This is a genomic window from Arthrobacter sp. TJ-266, from assembly GCF_058269115.1.
Genome location: NZ_JBZCNC010000003.1, coordinates 532,003 through 548,165 on the forward strand (window position 1 = coordinate 532,003; position 16,163 = coordinate 548,165).

Below are 16,163 nucleotides of genomic sequence, written 5' to 3' on the forward strand. Positions count from 1 at the left end.
GACCACCACCCATGACGACGACACATGGATGACAAGCCCTCGCTGAAGGGGACCGCGGAACGAACGGCCGCGGTCTCCTTCACCGAGCTCAACGCCCGACGGCTCGGTCCCGTCCGGCGTTTCTTCCGTCGGCACCCGCGCGTGATGGACCTCGTGGTCATCCTCGCGTTCCTGGTACTCACGTTCCCCAACGCGCTGATCCTGGTGGCCGACGAGTCGAACTGGATCGGCGTCGCGGGCATGGTGGTCGCGTCCGCCGCGCTCGCCTTCCGGCGCGACCGCCCGCTCCTGGTGCTCGCCGCCGTCGCGCTCCTCGACATCCCCGTCAGCCTCCTGACCGGGGGGATCGGGAGCAGCGGGATCGCCACGATGTTCGCGCTCTATGCCGTCGCCGTCGCCTACCCGCTGCGGCCTGCGCTGGTCGCGGCGGTCCTCGCGACCGTGCTCTCCGTCGGGTCGCTGTTCCTCATGCCCCTCGAGACGTACGGCGAACCGCCCGGGGTGATCTGGCTCCTGAGCGGTTTCGTCGTGATGTTCCTGAGCTTCGCGGTGGGCGCCGGGGTCACCGTGCGCCGCGACCGCGAGCACGAGACCGAACTGCGCGAGTGGGCGGCGCGGAACGCGGAGCTCGCGTCAGCGGCCGAGAGGAACCGGATCGCGCGCGAGATGCACGACGTCGTCGCGCACTCCCTCACCGTGATGGTGGCGCTCTCGGACGGCGCCGGAGTGGTCATGAAACGGGACCCCCAGCGGGCCGTGACGGTACTCGAGGAGCTTTCCCGGACGGGGCGGACGGCCATTGCGGACATGCGGCGCGTGCTCGGCGTGCTGAGAGCCGAGGCAGCCAGCGAATCACTCGCCCCGCTGCCGGCGTCAAGCTCTCTCGCGGGCCTGCTCGACGGATTCCGCGCCGCGGGCCTGCCCCTCCGGGTGACGGCGAGCGGCCCCGGGCTCCCGGATGACCCCGCGTTCCAGTTGACGGTGTACCGGATCCTGCAGGAGTCGCTGACCAATGTGCTGCGCTACGCGAAGGGCGTGACGGTGGTGGACGTCTCGATTGCCAGGACCGGGGAGGTCGTCTCGCTGCGGGTGACGGACGACGGCGCGGGCGCCATGGGGCCCGTGGTGTCCCTCGGCTCCGGCCAGGGCATCGCCGGCATGCGGGAGCGGGCGGCCATCTACGCGGGGAAGGTCGACTACGGCAGGCGATCCATCGGTGGCTGGTTCGTGGACGTGCAGTTGAGAGTGCCCGGGCCGTCCGGGGAGAGTGCCGCAGGTCAGGATCATCATCAGGGGAGAGAACACGGGCATGGAGAACGACGACACCACCGAACGCATCAGGATCCTGCTGGCGGACGACCAGCCGCTGCTGAGGATGGGCTTCCGGCTCATCCTCGAGGGTGAGCCGGACTTCGAGATCGCCGGCGAGGCCTCCAGCGGGGACGAGGCGGTGCGGCTCGCGACCGACCTCTCGCCCGACGTGGTGCTGATGGACGTGCGGATGCCGCAGGGTGACGGGATCGAGGCCACGCGCATGATCACCACCTCGGGCTCCACCGCGCGGATCATCATCCTGACCACCTTCGACCTCGACGAGTACGCCTTCGCCGGTCTGCAGGCGGGTGCCTCGGCGTTCCTGTTGAAGGATGTGGCGCCCGTGGACCTCGTGCACGCCGTGCGGGTGGTCGCGAGCGGGGACGCCGTCGTCGCCCCTCGCGTCACGCAGCGGCTCCTGGAGACCTATGTGCGCTCCCTTCCCCACGCACCCACCGCGGCGACGGCGCCGGACCAGCGGCTGGCGGACCTGACGCCGCGGGAGCGCGAGGTGCTGGAGGCGATCGCGGAGGGGTTGTCCAACGCGGAACTCGCGGCGAGGTTCTTCCTCTCCGAGGCCACCATCAAGACGCACGTCCGCCGCATCCTCACGAAACTCGACCTGCGCGACCGCGTGCAGGCCGTGGTCTACGCGTACGAGAACGGGATCGTGGTGCCCGGACCGGCCGGGGCCCACTGACCGGGCGGGTGACCCGACCGCGCGACGGGACGCGCTGCCGGGGGGCCGCCCGGGCCGGGCGTGGGGATGCGGGGCCGATCAGGTGACCGGTAGGAAACCGCACGGAGGAAGAGGCCCGGGCCGAACCGGCGTGGTGGCTTCTGGTTGAATCGGGGGATGAGCACCTCCACGCACATCCAGGACCTCGGCGCCTACGTCCAGGCGTCGCCGTCGAGCTTCCACGCCGTGGCCGAGGCGGGTCACCGACTCCGGGGCGCCGGCTTCCGGCAGCTGCAGGAACACGAGGCCTGGGAGGGTGGTACCGGCCGCTGGTTCGTGCTCCGCGACGGCGCCCTCATCGCCTGGGTGGTCCCGGAGACCGCCGAGGCCACCACCGGGTTCCACATCCTGGGAGCACACACGGACTCGCCCTCCTTCAAGCTGAAGCCGAGACCGACCACGGGCAGGTACGGCTGGTTGCAGGCAGGCGTCGAGGTCTACGGGGGCCCGCTGCTCAACTCGTGGCTGGACCGCGAACTCGCGCTCGCCGGCCGCCTCACCCTGCGGGACGGTACCGAGCACCTCGTGGCGACCGGTCCGCTGCTGAGGTTCCCGCAGCTCGCCATCCACCTCGACCGGTCCGTGAACGACGGCCTCGCCCTCGACAAGCAGCGGCACATGAACCCGGTGTGGGGACTGGGGGAGCCCGCGGACGCCGACCTCCTCGGGCTCCTTGCCGCCGAGGCGGGAGTGGCCCCCGGGGACATCGGAGGGTTCGACGTCGTCGTGGCCGACACCCAGGAGCCGCGGGTCTTCGGCGCGCAGGGGGAATTCTTCGCCAGCGGGCGCCTCGACAACCTCTCGTCCGTGCATGCAGGGCTGGTCGCGCTGATCGAGGCGGCTGAGTCCCCCCGGCCCGGCGCACCGATCGCGGTGCTCGCGGCCTTCGATCACGAGGAGGTCGGCAGCGGCTCACGGTCGGGTGCGAGCGGCCCGTTCCTCGAGGACATGCTGCTGCGGATCGCCCTCGGGCTCGGCGCGGGGACCGAGCAACGCCTCCGGGCACTGGCGGCGTCGTTCTGCGTGTCCGCCGACGCCGGGCACGCCGTGCACCCCAACTACGCGGAGCGGCACGACCCGGCGAACCTGCCGGTCCTCAACGGGGGCCCGCTGCTGAAGATCAACGCCAACCAGCGGTACACCACGGATGCGCCGGGCGCAGCCGCCTGGGCGGAGCTCTGCCGCGCCAGCGGGGTGCCCTACCAGGAGTTCGTGTCCAACAACGTGATGCCCTGTGGCTCGACGATCGGCCCGCTGACCGCCACGAGGCTCGGCATCCGCACGGTGGACGTGGGCACGCCGCTGCTCTCGATGCATTCGGCGCGCGAGTTGTGCGGCGTGCAGGACCCCGGGTACCTGGCCACGGTCACCGCCGCCTTCTTCCGTGGGGGCCGCTGAGCCCGCATTGTCACCCGCCCCGGGGGCTCCTCCGGGGCGTTCGTCCACAGGAGTTCGCGCGCCGTGCTTCGTCCGGTAACATTGATCCGTCCGCGCCTCAGCCGGTCCGCGTACCATTTCGCGGGCGGCGGCCGGACACGATCAACGCTGAAGAACCTCCTGTTGCGGAAAGACCGCGACCGCTCAGCCCAGAGGAGGTGGGTTCACACATGCGTGCTTATGAACTGATGGTAATCATCGACCCCGATGTCGAGGAACGCTCCATCGACCCGACACTCGAGAAGTTCCTCAATGTCGTCCGCAACGGCGGCGGCACTGTGGACAAGGTGGACATCTGGGGACGTCGGCGCCTCGCCTACGAGATCCAGAAGAAGACCGAGGGCATCTACGCCGTCGTCAACTTCACCGCGACCCCGGCCGTGGCTTCCGAGCTCGACCGCCAGCTGAGCCTCAACGAGACGATCATGCGCACCAAGATCATCCGTCCCGAGGAGCAGAAGGTCTCTGCCGAATAACGTCGGTAGGAGCTCTCACAACTCCGCTTCATCCCGCTCCGGCGGGTAGCTATTCGAGCAGTGACCCAAGGAGGCACCATGGCAGGCGAGACAGTCATCACGGTGATCGGAAACCTCACCAACGACCCCGAGCTGCGGTTCACGCCGTCGGGATCCGCGGTGGCGAACTTCACCATCGCGTCCACTCCTCGGACCTTCGACCGTCAGAGCAACGACTGGAAGGACGGCGAAACGCTGTTCCTCCGTGCGTCGGTCTGGCGTGAGGCGGCCGAGAACGTGGCCGAGACGCTCACCAAGGGCACCCGTGTGGTCGCCCAGGGCCGACTCAAGTCACGTTCGTTCGACACCAAGGAAGGCGAGAAGCGCACCGTCATGGAGCTCGAGGTGGACGAGATCGGTCCATCCCTGCGCTATGCCTCGGCCAAGGTCTCGCGTACCCAGCGCTCCGGCGGCGGGAACGGCGGCTCGGGTGGCGGCTTCGGCGGCAACTCAGGCGGCGGCAACTCCGGCGGTAACTCCGGTGGCGGTAACTCCGGTTCGGGCTGGGGCGGCGGCCAGCAGGCCCAGCAGCCCGCAGACGATCCGTGGGGAGCTCCGGCCGGCGGTAACTCGCAGGGCTGGGGTAACGGCGCCGATTCCGAGCCGCCCTTCTAGCATTCCCGGCGGAGGAGCCCGTTCCCGGGCCTCCCCGCCACAGCCACGTCATGTGGCTTGCACGTCCCATCCCGCAGAACAGTTCTGCGGGCTCCAACGAAAAGGAGCACCACGATGGCTAAGGCTGAACTCCGTAAGCCCAAACCAAAGTCCAACCCCCTGAAGGCCGCTGACGTCACCGTCATCGACTACAAGGACGTAGCCCTGCTGCGTAAGTTCATCTCGGATCGCGGAAAGATCCGTGCCCGTCGCGTCACCGGCGTGACCGTCCAGGAGCAGCGCAAGATCGCCCAGGCAATCAAGAACGCCCGCGAAGTCGCGCTCCTGCCGTACTCCGGCGCCGGTCGCGGCTAGGGAAGGGGACACACAATGTCGAAGCTCATTCTGACCCAGGAAGTCACCGGACTCGGTGCAGCAGGCGACGTCGTCGAGGTGAAGAACGGTTACGCACGTAACTACCTTCTGCCCCGCGGCTTCGCCCTGATGTGGAGCAAGGGTGGCGAGAAGCAGGTCGATTCCATCAAGGCCGCGCGTACCGCCCGCGAGCACTCCACGCTCGAGGACGCACAGCGGCAGGCAGCTGCCCTGTCGGCGAAGCCCGTCACCCTGACCGTCAAGGCGGGTGGCTCCGGCCGCCTGTTCGGCACGGTCAAGGCCGACGACGTCGCGAAGGCCGTCGAGGCCGCCGGTCTCGGCACCATCGACAAGCGCAAGGTCGAACTGCCCGCACACATCAAGTCGGTCGGCTCGTACCAGGCGAACGTCCGTCTTCACGAGGACGTCGCAGCCGTCATCGATCTGGACGTCGTCGCGATCTAGAGCACGTCCCGCTGACCAGCGGTCCAGATGTATCAGGAAGCCCCCGCTCACGCGGGGGCTTCCTGCGTTGTAGCTCCTCTCCGACTGCATGTCGGGAACCTGATGGACGCTTGAACATATGCTCGTGGGCGACTCCTGGAGCCGTGCGTCACGCCGCACCGTATTCCAGAGGCTGCATACGCGCAGGTGACGCGCGATTGTGACCTGCGGCACACCTCGCGGGCCCACGGACCCCGCTGCGGAGCGTCTGCTAGGGCGCCTAGTGAAGTACTTTCGCGGGGGTTGTCAACAGCGGTCCTGTGGATGGAGGGGCGTGGGAAGTAGTTGTCCTCCACAAGCTGGGTACAACGTCTTCCCTGGTCAGAGGCAGGTTCGGACCGAAAGAACTTTCTTGTCCACAGGGTTCTCCCCATCCTGTGCACAAGACACGCCTCGCAATCCACAGCTTATTCACACTTACCCACAGCCCCTGTTGGGTTGGCGCTTGGTGGGTCTCGTGGACGGGGCTACGGTGGCGGGTGACCGCCCAGAGTGACGGTGTCGGGTGATAGGCCTGTCCTGTCGGACCCGACCCGGGCGTCCGGTGGGCCCGCTCCGGCGGTCACCGATTCGACAGCAGGAAAGAGGCCCCGTGTCCCTGGCACATGCAGATTCATCAATGGACACACGAGCGTCGGAATTCTCGCGTACTCCCCCTCAGGACCTCGTGGCGGAGCAGTCCGTCCTCGGGGGCATGATGCTCTCCAAGGACGCCATCGCGGACTGTGTGGAGGTGCTGCGCGGCATCGATTTCTACCGTCCGGCCCACGAGAGCATCTACGAAGCGATCATCGACCTGTACGGCCGGGGAGAGCCCGCGGACGCGGTCACCGTCTCCGACGAGCTGACCAAACGCGGCGAGATCTCGCGCATCGGCGGCCCCGCCTACCTCCACACCCTGATCCAGTCCGTGCCGACCGCGGCGAACGCCGGTTTCTACGCGGAGATCGTGCGGGAGCGCGCGGTGCTGCGCCGCCTCGTCGATGCCGGGACGAAGATCGTGCAGTTGGGTTACTCGAACGACGGCGAGGTGGACGACCTCGTCAACGCCGCGCAGGCGGAGATCTACGCGGTCGCCGAGCGGCGTACGGCCGAGGACTACGTGCCCCTGAAGGACATCATCGAGGGCACGGTGGACGAGATCGAATCCGCCGGGCACAAGGGTGAGGGGATGACGGGCGTCCCCACTGGCTTCTACGAGCTGGACGAGCTGACCCAGGGGTTGCACGGCGGTCAGATGATCGTTATCGCCGCCCGCCCCGCCATGGGAAAGTCCACCTTCGCCCTCGACTGGGCGCGGTCGGCGGCGATCAAGCACAACATGACCACGGTCTTCTTCTCCCTCGAGATGGGGCGCAACGAGATCGCCATGAGGCTGCTCTCGGCCGAGGCGACGATCGGCCTGCAGGACCTCCGCAAGGGCACCATCAAGGACGAGCAGTGGGGGAAGATCGCCACGACGATGGGGCGCATGAACGACGCTCCGCTGTTCATCGACGACAGCCCCAACATGTCGCTCATGGAGATCCGCGCCAAGTGCCGGCGCCTGAAGCAGCGTCATGACCTGAAGCTCGTGGTGCTTGACTACCTGCAGCTGATGTCCTCGGGGAAGCGCGTGGAGTCCCGCCAGCAGGAGGTGTCCGAGTTCTCGAGGGCGCTGAAGCTCCTGGCGAAGGAACTCAACGTTCCTGTGGTGGCGCTCTCGCAGCTCAACCGTGGGTCCGAGCAGCGCACGGACAAGCGTCCGCAGGTCTCGGACCTCCGGGAGTCGGGATCGATCGAGCAGGACGCCGACATGGTGATCCTGCTGCACCGCGACGACGTGTACGACAAGGAGTCAGCGCGGGCCGGTGAGGCCGACGTCATCGTGGCCAAGCACCGTAATGGCCCCACGAAGACGTTGGTGGTCGGCTTCCAGGGCCATTACTCGCGGTTCAACAACATGGCTGCTGACGGAGGCGGCTACTAGTCCTTCTTCGGGCCGAGCTCGTTGATCACGGTCTTGAGGCGATCTCGCAGGTCCTCGGAGGCGAGGCCGTCCTCGGCCATCAGCTCGTGCTCGATGTTCTTGGCACGCTCGAGGGCCTTGATGCCGGCCGACGTGATGGAGATGCGCTGACTGCGACGGTCCGCCGTGTTGCGCAGACGGGTCACCAGGCCGCGCTTCTCGAGGCGGTCCAGCGTACGGCCGACGGTCTGCGCCTGGACGTGGACCAGTTGAGCGAGCCTCACGCCCGTCAGGGTGCCCTCGCGTTCCAGGACACCGAGCGTGGTCAGTCCGGCATGCGTGATGCCGATGCTCAGGAGCTTCTCGTTCCATGAATGCTCAACGATGCGGGCCGCGGTGGTCAGCAGGCGGCTCGTGGACCAATCGTTCAATTCCGGCACGATGGCTTGTCCTTCCCCTTAGATGTACGCGGTTGACGCGCTTGCCCTTTTGTTACTCTAGTCAATTTCATGGGAAATAGACAGCTAGCTTAGGATCTTCCTTGCACTGAAGGCAACGAAGATGGCGGGCGACCGACGGCAGGGGCCCGGAGCTGCGCTCCGGGCCCCTGCCGTTTCAGCCCCTGTGACGGGTGGTGCTCGTTACAGGTTGCGGTCGCGGTGCGTCTCGTCCGCTCCGTCGACCTCGATCTTCTCCTTGCGGACCTCTCCGCTGACCGTCTCGTTGGAGGTGACGGTCTCGGTGTCCAGGCGCACCCGCTCCACCGGCACGGCTTCCTTGTCCACGACGGGGCGCTCGGCGTGCAGGGTCACTTCGTGCTCCTCCTCGCTGATCGCGGGGCCGTCGTAGGCATCGCCACGGTTGGCGTCCGTGATGGGCTCGCGCTCCACGCGGACTTCCTCGCGGCTGACCGGGACGGTCTGGGTGACGTTCTCGGTGACGACGTACTTGCGCATGCGCGCCCGGCCGGCCTCGCGGCGCTCGGTGCCGACGTGAAGCTGCTCCTCGGAGCGCGTCATGGCGTCGTCCGTGGTGGGACCGGAGGTGTCGTGACCCACGGTGCCGTGCGAGTTCGAGTGCGTGTCGGTGCGGCCGTCGGTCAGGTCGGCGTGGCGACCTGACCTGTCGATGTCGACGTCGCGGTCTGTGCCGACGTGGCCCGTTCCCATGCCGGTCATGCCGGTCGTGTCGGTGTGGCCGCTGGTGCCGCCGCCGATCTCGTAGTGACGGTAGAGGCGATCCTCTTCCTCGGGGCTGAGGTTGCCGTCGGAGTCGACACGCGGTGCGTCCTTGACCTGGTGCTTGGTGTAGGGAACGCGGACGTCATTGCCTGAGACGTCTGCGCCCTGCAGCGGCACGAAGGACTCGGAGGTGCCGAACAGACCCGTCTTCGCCGTGACCCAGCTGGGCTCGCCGGTCTGGTCGTCGAGGTAGACCTGGCCGATGGAGCCGATCTTCTCTCCGTCAGATCCGAGGACGTTGCCGCCGTTGCCGAGCAGGGTGTCGATGTTCTGCTGAGTGATCATGTTCTTCTCCTTCTGAGTAATCTCACTGCGAGGTTGGAACTATCCGGTTACTGGTTCGTCCGGGACCTCGCCCCGATGAACCACCGGCCTCTAGAGTAAGCATACTTAGTACCTAATGGGAAGCCTGCTTAGGGTTTTCGTCCCGATCACCTCCCGAGCGGCTTCTGGTGCACCCCCTCGAGGCGAAGGGGCGAAGAGGTTCGGTCGAGGAACGTGACGCTGCCCGGTCGCCTCCGTATGATGGACCGCGGGTCCAGCCACCGGCCTTCACTCCTTCGAGTCCGAGCGGTCACGCCCGTGCGAGAGGGCCCTCCGATCGGGCGGCAGCCCCGGTGAGCCGGGTCCGGCCGCCCCACGGAACGCCCGCACTCGTGGAGGTGCCGCCGCCGGATTCGCGAAGCCCGAGAAAGGGCCTCATGTCCGTCTCACGACCATCACCCATCACCGCCGTCATGATCGCCGCTGCGGATCTCGAGAACGCCGAGTTCGAGCGCGACAGGCTGTCGCTCATCTGCGGGGACGCCGTGCGCAGGGCGCTCGCTGCCGGATGCACGACGGCGGACATCGCGCGCGCCGTCGCCCTCGAGGAGGCGGACGTCCTCCGCCTGGCAGCACAACCCGGCCCCGTCCCGGAACTGGACGACCTCGATGCCGGAGCGGTGACGACGGAGTGGGGCACCCGCGGTGTCGCCGTGCACCCCGCAGGGTCCGCCGGTGCAGCTCATGCCCTGGCCGCCGTCACCCCGCTCCGGCCCGTCCAGGAGTGCGCGAGTGCCGCCGCCCCCTTGGAGGTGACCGATGGAGCGCCGTGAGAACGGCCGGCAGAACGGGCGGGACATCGAGCGCACCGGGGGCGGCGCGGCCCTCCTCGTCATCGACATGCAGAACGCGTTCTTCGAGAACGAGACGCTCGCGGCGCTCCAGCCCGCCCTCGTCAGGGCCTGCAACGGGTTGATCGACGCCGCCGAGAGCGCGGGAACCCCCGTGCTCGCCGCCCGAACGGAGCACCTCCGCGACCGCTCCACGTGGACGCGCTCCATGCTCGACGACGACCAGGGATTCATCTTCGAGGGCACACATCAGGCCGAGTTCGTGGACGGCCTCCGGCTCCGCGGTGCGGAGACGGTCACGAAGAGGCGTGACAGTGCTTTCTTCGGCACGGACCTGGCCGAGCGCCTGCGGGAGCGGGGCATCGACCACCTCGTCCTCGCCGGTGTGTCCACGCAGAACTGCGTAGCGCACACAGGGGCCGACGCGTTCGCGGAGAACTTCCGCGTGAGCTACGCGCTCGACGCGATCGGCAGCACCAACGCCAGCTATGCCGACGCGATGCTGGAGATCCTCTCCGTGGAGTACCGGCAGCCGATCATCGGCCAGGAGGAGGCGGAGGCGCTCCTCGCTGCCCGCTGACGAGAGCTCCGCGGCGCACCGCGGGCATGGAGGGGGCCGGGGCACGCCGGGGACGACCTGGCGCACACGACGACCCGCATACGACGACGGAGGCCGCCGGGTTCATCCCGGCGGCCTCCGTCACTACTGGGGCTGAATCAGCCCTGCTGCACGGTGGACTTGGCGTCCTGTGCGCTGCCCTTGACGTCGCTGGCGGCCTGCTGGCCCTCGTCCTTGACGGTCTGCACCGAGTCGGTGGCCGACTCCTTGACGGACTGGACGGCGTCCTGCACCGGCTCCTTCACGTCCTGGACGACCTGCTTTGCGGCCTCGGTGACCTTTTCCTTGAGGGGAGCGGCCTGCTCCTTGAGCTGCGACGCGGCCTGCTGCTCCTTCTGGCTCGCCGGAATGAGCGACGAGACGAGGAGGCCGGCGCCGAAGGCGATGAGCCCGGCGGCGAGCGGGTTGCCCGCTGCCTTGCTGCTCAGCTGCTGGGGCGCACCCTGGACCGCATGTCCGGCCTGCCCGAGCTTGTCCTTCGCCGTCCCGGTCGCGGACTGGGCGGAGCCCACGCCGCTGTGCATGCCGCTGCCGGCCTTGTCCTTCGCGTGCCCGGCCTTGTCCTGCACCGTGCCCTTGACGTCGCTGGCCTTGTTGGTCACGGCGTCCTTCACGTCCTCGGCCTTGCCCATGACGGTCTCCTTCACGTTGCTGAAGCTGTGCTTGACCTTCTCGGTCTGACGGTGCGCGATGTTCGCGGGATTGACCTTGTCCGCGACCGCATCGACGTCGGTGCCGAGTTCCTGGCGGGTGCGCTCGATATCGGCGCGGATCTCATCTGGGGTCTGGCTCATCGTGTGTGCTCACCTGGTTTCAGTGTCGGCGGGATTTCCTTGACGGTCTCCGCTGTCTGCGGGAGGCCCTTGATCTGCTTCATTTCCTTCTTGCCCGTGAGGGCGAGGACTGCGGCGATGATGCCCCAGATGACGGCCACGATGACCGCGGCCCAGCCGTCCGGCATGAAGGACCCGAGCGCGTACATGAGCCCGAGGGAGAGGAACAGGAGGACGAAGTGGCCGCCGACGGCGGCACCGGCGAACATGCCGGCGCCCTTCCCCGCGTTCTTCGCGGATTCGGTCGCCTCGGCCTTGGCCAGGGCCACTTCCTGGCGCATGAGCTTCGAGAGGTCCTTCGTCACCTGCCCGAGCAGTTCACCGACGGAGGCGTTGGCGGAGCGCTGCTCGGCCTCCGAGGGTGGTGGCGCGGCTGCCTGGTGCGCGCCGGTGGTGTAGGCGTCGCTCATCAGCGCAGACCTCCGTCGTTCGTGACGGTGCCCACGGGCGGGGTTCCCGGCGGGATCGTCGGGTAGTCGTCGGCGGGGTCGACGAACGCGGGGCTGGAGTCCGCGACGTGCTGGCCACGGGTCGTGTCCGTGTAGCCGCCCGTGACGGGAGTGCCGCTGTAGAGGTCCGAATCGGCCTCGGTGTACCCGGCGTAGGTGCCGGTACCCGTGGTCATGCCGGTACCCGTGGCGCTGAGGCCCTGGCCGGCGTCGGACTCGCTGGGGCCCTTGTTGCCGGTGAGACCGCGGGTAAGACGCCCGACAACGAGGCCGGAGCCGGCCGCGATGGCGAGAAAGGCGCCCGGCTTGCGGCGGGCGTAGGCCTTGACGTCCTCGAGGATGTCGGCCGCGTCGCGGTTCTCGAGCCAGGACGCCGCGGAGTTGGTGCGCTGCGAGGCCTGCTGCACCACGCTGGACACCATGTGGTTGTCCGACTTCTCGGCCATCGACTTGAGTTCGTCCGAGATGCTGCGGATGCCCTCGGTGATCTTCTGCTGCTGCGTGCCTGCCTGGCTCTTCACCTCATGGGTGACGGTGCCGAGGAGGTTCTTGGCCTGCGTGCCGGCTTCCGCGGCCACGCTCTTGGCCTCTGAGGCGGCGGTCCCGGCGACGTTCTTCGCCGCCTCCTTGCCGTCCTGACCGACCTGCTTGGCCTGGTCCTTGGCGACGGACGTCTTGGGATCGTCCGAGCCGGTGGTCGTCCCGACGCCGCCGGAGAAGTCCGAGGTGCCGAGCTCGTGTGCTCCGAGATCGGACGTCGATCCCTCGGTGCCGCTGGTGGAGGGGACCAGGGGATCCTGCGGCCAATTCTGCGTAGTCATGGTGATTCCTAACGTTGATTTTGCCGTTACAGCGGACGCGCCATCGCTGTGGGGCGATGTACTGGTCCGGCACGAATGCCGGACGTATCTCTGAAGCTAAGCATGCTTACGTTCGGTAACGCAAGGCCTTTCTCGTGATCGCGCAAGGTTAAAATAAGTCGGCTTACTACCTTTTCGAAAGGCTCCCTATCGGCTTAGCGTCGAAGCAGAGGGACCTATCGCGGCCGCTTCCAGAAGGAGCGGGTCAACCCGGTACGGACCACCGGCAGAAGGAGACACCTGTGTTCTTCCACAAGCAGGAACTTCAGTACAAAGCCACCCCGGACAAGCCGGATGCGATCTACGCGCGCAAACTGCAGGAGGTGCTCGGCGGGCAGTACGGCGAGATCACCGTGGCCCTCCAGTACAGCTTCCAGGCCTGGAACGCGCACATCCCGGGCAAGTACCGCGACCTGCTCTTCGGGATCGGCGCGGAGGAGATGGGGCACGTCGAGATGCTCGCGACCATGATCGCGCAGCTACTCGAGAAGGCACCCCTCGGCATCACGGAGGATTCGATCCAGGCCGACCCGGCAGTCGCCGCCGTCATCGGTGGAACCGACATGCAGCAGGCGATCGTGGCCGGAGCGGGAGCACGCGCTGCCGACAGCAACGGCAACCCCTGGCAAGGTAGCTACATCACCGCCAGCGGCAACCTCCTCGCGGACTTCACGGCCAACGCCAACGCGGAGATGCAGGGCCGCCTTCAGGTGGCACGCCTCTACCACATGACCGACGACCACGGGATCCGGGACATGCTGTCCTTCCTCCTCGCGCGGGACACCATGCACCAGAACCAGTGGACCGCAGCCGCACGCGAACTGCAGGAGTCGAAGATGGAAGAGCTGCCCGTGCCGAGCAACTTCCCGATCAAGAAGGAACTGCGCGACGTCTCCTACCAGTACCTCAACTTCTCCGACGGCAAGACGGCGTCCGAGGGCAGCTGGGCCTCCGGCCCCACTCCGGACGGCAAGGGTGAGTTCACCTATCACGAGGGCCCGACCACGTCGGCGCCCATGCCGCCGCCCACGCATCCTGACTCGCGGTTCTACGGCACCACGGAGATCCCGAACACGGTCGAGAAGATGGCCGGCTCGGTACAGGACAAGCTCAACCGCGAGTAGGCGCTGGGCCTTCTCGTTTCGTCTTTCGAAAGGACACTCCCATGGCTAACACCAACAACCGCACGGTCTCGAACGGACGCACCGCAGTGCAGCGCGCCGCTCAGGCAGTCGGCATCGTCTTCCTCCTGGTGGGCATCCTCGGGTTCATCCCCGGGATCACCTCGGAGTACGACTCCCTGCAGTTCGCCGGTCACCAGTCCGGCGCCCTGCTGCTCGGTCTCTTCCAGGTGTCGATCCTCCACAACATCGTGCACCTGCTGTTCGGTGTCGCGGGACTCGCCATGGCGAAGACCGCATCCGGTGCACGCACCTACCTGCTGGGCGGCGGCATCATCTACGCCGTGCTGTTCATCTACGGGCTCGTGATCGGCCAGGAGTCGACCGCGAACTTCGTGCCCCTGAACGGCGCCGACAACGTGCTGCACCTCCTGCTGGCCGTGGGCATGATCGCCCTCGCCCTGGCGCTCGGTCGCACCACCCGCACCACGACGGCGCGCACCTGACGCGATGGCTTGATGAGGGGACGGCGGGCGTTCCAGCCCGCCGGAGCCTGTACTCGCCGACATCGACGACGCCGCGCCGACGCGCACCCGAGGGTGCCCGCCGGCGCGGCGTCGTCGTGCGTGGGGTGTGCCGACGCACGTGTCGGAGATGCGAAGTACGCTTAGCATCACTGCGTCGGCGGGGTCCGGCGCGTTCGTCGAGAGAAGAGGTCTTTGATGAAACAGCCCTCCCCGCGCGGTGACGTCAGCGCGCTTGTCCTGTCCGTGGTCGCCGGCCCCATCGCCGGGCAGCAGGAGCATCTCCGCGAGCTGCATCGGCTCGTGGAGTCGGCGCTGGCCGCGACCCCCGATCTGCTGCACGACGACGACCTCCAGCTCGCCCTCTTCTGCCTGTACGAACTGCATTACAGCGGCCTCGACGGCGCGGGCGACGACTGGGAATGGGAACCGGATCTCCTGCGCGTGCGCCGGCTCATCGAGGCCGCGTTCGAACAGCGGGTCCGCGACGAGGTGACCCTCGGGGCGCTACCCGCGGCCACCGGGCAGGCCGTCTGCGACGAACTGTTCCGCCTCACCGGCGAGGACACCGGCCCGAGCATGTCGCGCTTCGTGGCGAAGAGCGCCACCGAGGAGCAGCTGCGCGAGTTCCTCGTGCACAAGTCCGTATACCAGCTCAAGGAGGCGGACCCGCACACCTTCGCCATCCCGAGGCTCGCCGGCCGCTCGAAGGCGGCGATGGTGGAGATCCAGGCGGACGAGTACGGGAACGGTCTGCCCGCACGCATGCACTCGGCACTGTTCGCCCGCACCATGCGCGCACTCGGCATGGACGACACCTTCGGCGCCTACCTCGACGCCACTCCCGCGATCACGCTCTCGGTCAACAACCTGATGTCCCTCTTCGGCCTGAACCGCCGGCTCCGCGGGGCGATCGTGGGGCACCTGGCCGCCTACGAGATGACGTCGTCGCAGCCGAACCGCCTCTACTCCCGCGGATTCGCGCGCCACGGCTACGGCGAGGACGCCATCGAGTACTTCGACGAGCACGTGGCGGCGGACGCCGTGCACGAGCAGATCGCCGGACGGGACATGGCGGGCGGGCTGGTGGAATCGGAGCCGGACCTGCTCGAGGACGTGATCTTCGGTGCCGCGGCCGGGCTCGCGGTGGACACGCTGATGACCGTGCACATCATGGACGCGTGGGACGCCGGCCGCTCCTCGCTGCGGCCCTCACCCGTGATGGCCTCGTGAGTATCGGGGAGGGGCCCGAGGAGCTCTCGCCCGCGCGGTCCCTGAACTCGGGGATCGATGCTCCGGTGTCCGTCGTCGCATGCCCCAACGGCCCGCTGCTGATCCGCGGTGATTTCGAACTGGTGGGCGCAGACGGTATCGAACTGCCCCGCACCCGCCGTACGGTGGCCCTGTGCAGGTGCGGAGCGTCCGTACTCAAGCCCTACTGCGACGGGTCGCACAAGCTGACGGGTTTCCGTTCGGAGCCGTAAGCGCACCGGGTCGCGGAACCACGACACGAGGAGACCCCATGAGCCGGACCATCGACCAGATCGCAGTTGACCACCTGTCCGTGTGGAACTCGGCGCCGGGGCCGGAGCGGGATGCGGCCGCGGTGTCGGTCTACTCGCCCGAGGTGGCCGTCCTCGAATCGGAAGCGGTGTACGCGGGCTTGGCCGGGCTCTCCGAGGCGATCGACGGACTGCAGCAGATGCTCCCGAATATGCAGCTCGCGCTGGTGGGGCCCATCCGGACGGCGCAGGAGCTCTCGACGTACGCGTGGTCGCTCGGGCCTGCCGGAGCACCGCCCGTGGTGACCGGTCGCGACGTCCTGAGGATCACCGACGGTCTCATCACCCACGTGTACGTGCTGGTCGACCCGCCCGGACAGTAGGAAAGGCGGGCTGGTGAAGGGAAGCACTCTGCCTGCCCCTATGATGCACATCACTCTTTGCCGCGAGAGGACTGCGCTCCCCTCGAGCTC

At 67.8% G+C, this 16,163-nt stretch carries 20 protein-coding genes; 15 read left to right on the top strand and 5 right to left on the bottom strand.

Features of this window, described 5'->3' with window-relative positions; genetic code table 11:
- The first annotated feature begins 24 nt into the window (after positions 1 to 24).
- From AC4D12_RS11145 to dnaB, 8 genes are all read left to right on the top strand, one after another.
- Positions 25 to 1,404 carry a sensor histidine kinase gene (locus AC4D12_RS11145; protein ID WP_490949985.1) on the top strand — a complete coding sequence of 460 codons (1,380 nt, stop codon included), beginning with the start codon at positions 25 to 27 and terminating at the stop codon, positions 1,402 to 1,404.
- Entirely contained in the window at positions 1,310 to 2,014 is a 705-nt protein-coding gene (locus AC4D12_RS11150) for a response regulator (RefSeq protein WP_490949986.1), read from the top strand. The genes AC4D12_RS11145 and AC4D12_RS11150 overlap by 95 nt, the downstream gene beginning before the upstream one ends.
- 156 nt (positions 2,015 to 2,170) lie before the next feature.
- A complete protein-coding gene (locus AC4D12_RS11155) occupies positions 2,171 to 3,451 on the top strand; it encodes a M18 family aminopeptidase (RefSeq protein WP_490949987.1) in 1,281 nt (426 codons plus the stop codon).
- A 209-nt stretch (positions 3,452 to 3,660) separates the two neighbouring features.
- Positions 3,661 to 3,966 (top strand): 30S ribosomal protein S6, encoded by a 306-nt coding sequence (gene rpsF / locus AC4D12_RS11160; protein ID WP_043442549.1) that lies wholly within the window; start codon positions 3,661 to 3,663, stop codon positions 3,964 to 3,966.
- 78 nt (positions 3,967 to 4,044) lie between these two features.
- A complete protein-coding gene (locus tag AC4D12_RS11165; RefSeq protein WP_490949988.1) occupies positions 4,045 to 4,620 on the top strand; it encodes a single-stranded DNA-binding protein in 576 nt (191 codons plus the stop codon).
- A 114-nt stretch (positions 4,621 to 4,734) separates the two neighbouring features.
- Entirely contained in the window at positions 4,735 to 4,974 is a 240-nt protein-coding gene (gene rpsR, locus AC4D12_RS11170; RefSeq protein ID WP_005273147.1) for a 30S ribosomal protein S18, read from the top strand.
- Positions 4,975 to 4,989: 15 nt separating this feature from the next.
- Positions 4,990 to 5,439, top strand: a complete 450-nt coding sequence (gene rplI / locus AC4D12_RS11175; RefSeq protein WP_490949989.1) for a 50S ribosomal protein L9 — start codon at positions 4,990 to 4,992, stop codon at positions 5,437 to 5,439.
- A 631-nt stretch (positions 5,440 to 6,070) separates the two neighbouring features.
- The gene (gene dnaB / locus AC4D12_RS11180; RefSeq protein ID WP_490949990.1) at positions 6,071 to 7,447 is read left to right on the top strand and encodes a replicative DNA helicase; all 1,377 of its coding nucleotides are present in this window, start codon (positions 6,071 to 6,073) and stop codon (positions 7,445 to 7,447) included.
- On the opposite strand, the gene AC4D12_RS11185 is transcribed toward dnaB, so the two are convergent.
- The gene (locus AC4D12_RS11185) at positions 7,444 to 7,866 is read right to left on the bottom strand and encodes a MarR family winged helix-turn-helix transcriptional regulator (protein WP_490949991.1); all 423 of its coding nucleotides are present in this window, start codon (positions 7,864 to 7,866) and stop codon (positions 7,444 to 7,446) included. The genes dnaB and AC4D12_RS11185 overlap by 4 nt on opposite strands.
- 201 nt (positions 7,867 to 8,067) lie before the next feature.
- Entirely contained in the window at positions 8,068 to 8,952 is an 885-nt protein-coding gene (locus AC4D12_RS11190; protein ID WP_490949992.1) for a DUF2382 domain-containing protein, read from the bottom strand.
- Between the two features lie 416 nt (positions 8,953 to 9,368).
- Between AC4D12_RS11190 and AC4D12_RS11195 the strand changes: the two genes are divergently transcribed.
- Positions 9,369 to 9,764: a hypothetical protein gene (locus AC4D12_RS11195; RefSeq protein ID WP_490949993.1), complete on the top strand. Its 396-nt coding sequence runs from the start codon at positions 9,369 to 9,371 to the stop codon at positions 9,762 to 9,764.
- Positions 9,751 to 10,362: a cysteine hydrolase family protein gene (locus AC4D12_RS11200; RefSeq protein ID WP_490949994.1), complete on the top strand. Its 612-nt coding sequence runs from the start codon at positions 9,751 to 9,753 to the stop codon at positions 10,360 to 10,362. Before AC4D12_RS11195 ends, AC4D12_RS11200 begins: the two co-directional genes overlap by 14 nt.
- Before the next feature lie 137 nt (positions 10,363 to 10,499).
- On the opposite strand, the gene AC4D12_RS11205 is transcribed toward AC4D12_RS11200, so the two are convergent.
- Genes AC4D12_RS11205 through AC4D12_RS11215 form a run of 3 tightly spaced genes read right to left on the bottom strand, consistent with a single transcriptional unit; the run spans position 10,500 to position 12,504 of the window.
- The gene (locus AC4D12_RS11205; protein ID WP_490949995.1) at positions 10,500 to 11,195 is read right to left on the bottom strand and encodes a DUF3618 domain-containing protein; all 696 of its coding nucleotides are present in this window, start codon (positions 11,193 to 11,195) and stop codon (positions 10,500 to 10,502) included.
- Positions 11,192 to 11,644 carry a phage holin family protein gene (locus tag AC4D12_RS11210; protein WP_490949996.1) on the bottom strand — a complete coding sequence of 151 codons (453 nt, stop codon included), beginning with the start codon at positions 11,642 to 11,644 and terminating at the stop codon, positions 11,192 to 11,194. The genes AC4D12_RS11205 and AC4D12_RS11210 overlap by 4 nt, the downstream gene beginning before the upstream one ends.
- On the bottom strand, positions 11,644 to 12,504 hold the full coding sequence (locus AC4D12_RS11215; RefSeq protein ID WP_490949997.1) for a hypothetical protein: 861 nt from the start codon (positions 12,502 to 12,504) through the stop codon (positions 11,644 to 11,646). Before AC4D12_RS11215 ends, AC4D12_RS11210 begins: the two co-directional genes overlap by 1 nt.
- 281 nt (positions 12,505 to 12,785) lie before the next feature.
- Between AC4D12_RS11215 and AC4D12_RS11220 the strand changes: the two genes are divergently transcribed.
- The 5 genes from AC4D12_RS11220 (at position 12,786) to AC4D12_RS11240 (ending at position 16,073) form a co-directional block, all read left to right on the top strand.
- The gene (locus AC4D12_RS11220; RefSeq protein ID WP_490949998.1) at positions 12,786 to 13,667 is read left to right on the top strand and encodes a manganese catalase; all 882 of its coding nucleotides are present in this window, start codon (positions 12,786 to 12,788) and stop codon (positions 13,665 to 13,667) included.
- Positions 13,668 to 13,708: 41 nt separating this feature from the next.
- The gene (locus tag AC4D12_RS11225; protein WP_490949999.1) at positions 13,709 to 14,170 is read left to right on the top strand and encodes a DUF4383 domain-containing protein; all 462 of its coding nucleotides are present in this window, start codon (positions 13,709 to 13,711) and stop codon (positions 14,168 to 14,170) included.
- A gap of 216 nt (positions 14,171 to 14,386) precedes the next feature.
- On the top strand, positions 14,387 to 15,421 hold the full coding sequence (locus tag AC4D12_RS11230) for an iron-containing redox enzyme family protein (RefSeq protein ID WP_490950000.1): 1,035 nt from the start codon (positions 14,387 to 14,389) through the stop codon (positions 15,419 to 15,421).
- Positions 15,422 to 15,462: 41 nt separating this feature from the next.
- Entirely contained in the window at positions 15,463 to 15,672 is a 210-nt protein-coding gene (locus AC4D12_RS11235; protein WP_490950135.1) for a CDGSH iron-sulfur domain-containing protein, read from the top strand.
- A gap of 38 nt (positions 15,673 to 15,710) precedes the next feature.
- Entirely contained in the window at positions 15,711 to 16,073 is a 363-nt protein-coding gene (locus AC4D12_RS11240) for a hypothetical protein (protein ID WP_490950001.1), read from the top strand.
- The last annotated feature ends 90 nt before the right edge of the window (positions 16,074 to 16,163 follow it).

Excerpts from the sequence above, each read along its gene's own strand:
- AC4D12_RS11145 (WP_490949985.1), top strand. The coding sequence starts at position 25 with ATGGATGACAAGCCCTCGCTGAAGGGGACCGCGGAACGAACGGCCGCG.
- AC4D12_RS11150 (WP_490949986.1), top strand. The coding sequence starts at position 1,310 with ATGGAGAACGACGACACCACCGAACGCATCAGGATCCTGCTGGCGGAC.
- AC4D12_RS11155 (WP_490949987.1), top strand. The coding sequence starts at position 2,171 with ATGAGCACCTCCACGCACATCCAGGACCTCGGCGCCTACGTCCAGGCG.
- rpsF (WP_043442549.1), top strand. The coding sequence starts at position 3,661 with ATGCGTGCTTATGAACTGATGGTAATCATCGACCCCGATGTCGAGGAA.
- AC4D12_RS11165 (WP_490949988.1), top strand. The coding sequence starts at position 4,045 with ATGGCAGGCGAGACAGTCATCACGGTGATCGGAAACCTCACCAACGAC.
- rpsR (WP_005273147.1), top strand. The coding sequence starts at position 4,735 with ATGGCTAAGGCTGAACTCCGTAAGCCCAAACCAAAGTCCAACCCCCTG.
- rplI (WP_490949989.1), top strand. The coding sequence starts at position 4,990 with ATGTCGAAGCTCATTCTGACCCAGGAAGTCACCGGACTCGGTGCAGCA.
- AC4D12_RS11190 (WP_490949992.1), bottom strand. The coding sequence starts at position 8,952 with ATGATCACTCAGCAGAACATCGACACCCTGCTCGGCAACGGCGGCAAC.
- AC4D12_RS11195 (WP_490949993.1), top strand. The coding sequence starts at position 9,369 with ATGTCCGTCTCACGACCATCACCCATCACCGCCGTCATGATCGCCGCT.
- AC4D12_RS11200 (WP_490949994.1), top strand. The coding sequence starts at position 9,751 with ATGGAGCGCCGTGAGAACGGCCGGCAGAACGGGCGGGACATCGAGCGC.
- AC4D12_RS11205 (WP_490949995.1), bottom strand. The coding sequence starts at position 11,195 with ATGAGCCAGACCCCAGATGAGATCCGCGCCGATATCGAGCGCACCCGC.
- AC4D12_RS11210 (WP_490949996.1), bottom strand. The coding sequence starts at position 11,644 with ATGAGCGACGCCTACACCACCGGCGCGCACCAGGCAGCCGCGCCACCA.
- AC4D12_RS11215 (WP_490949997.1), bottom strand. The coding sequence starts at position 12,504 with ATGACTACGCAGAATTGGCCGCAGGATCCCCTGGTCCCCTCCACCAGC.
- AC4D12_RS11225 (WP_490949999.1), top strand. The coding sequence starts at position 13,709 with ATGGCTAACACCAACAACCGCACGGTCTCGAACGGACGCACCGCAGTG.
- AC4D12_RS11230 (WP_490950000.1), top strand. The coding sequence starts at position 14,387 with ATGAAACAGCCCTCCCCGCGCGGTGACGTCAGCGCGCTTGTCCTGTCC.
- AC4D12_RS11240 (WP_490950001.1), top strand. The coding sequence starts at position 15,711 with ATGAGCCGGACCATCGACCAGATCGCAGTTGACCACCTGTCCGTGTGG.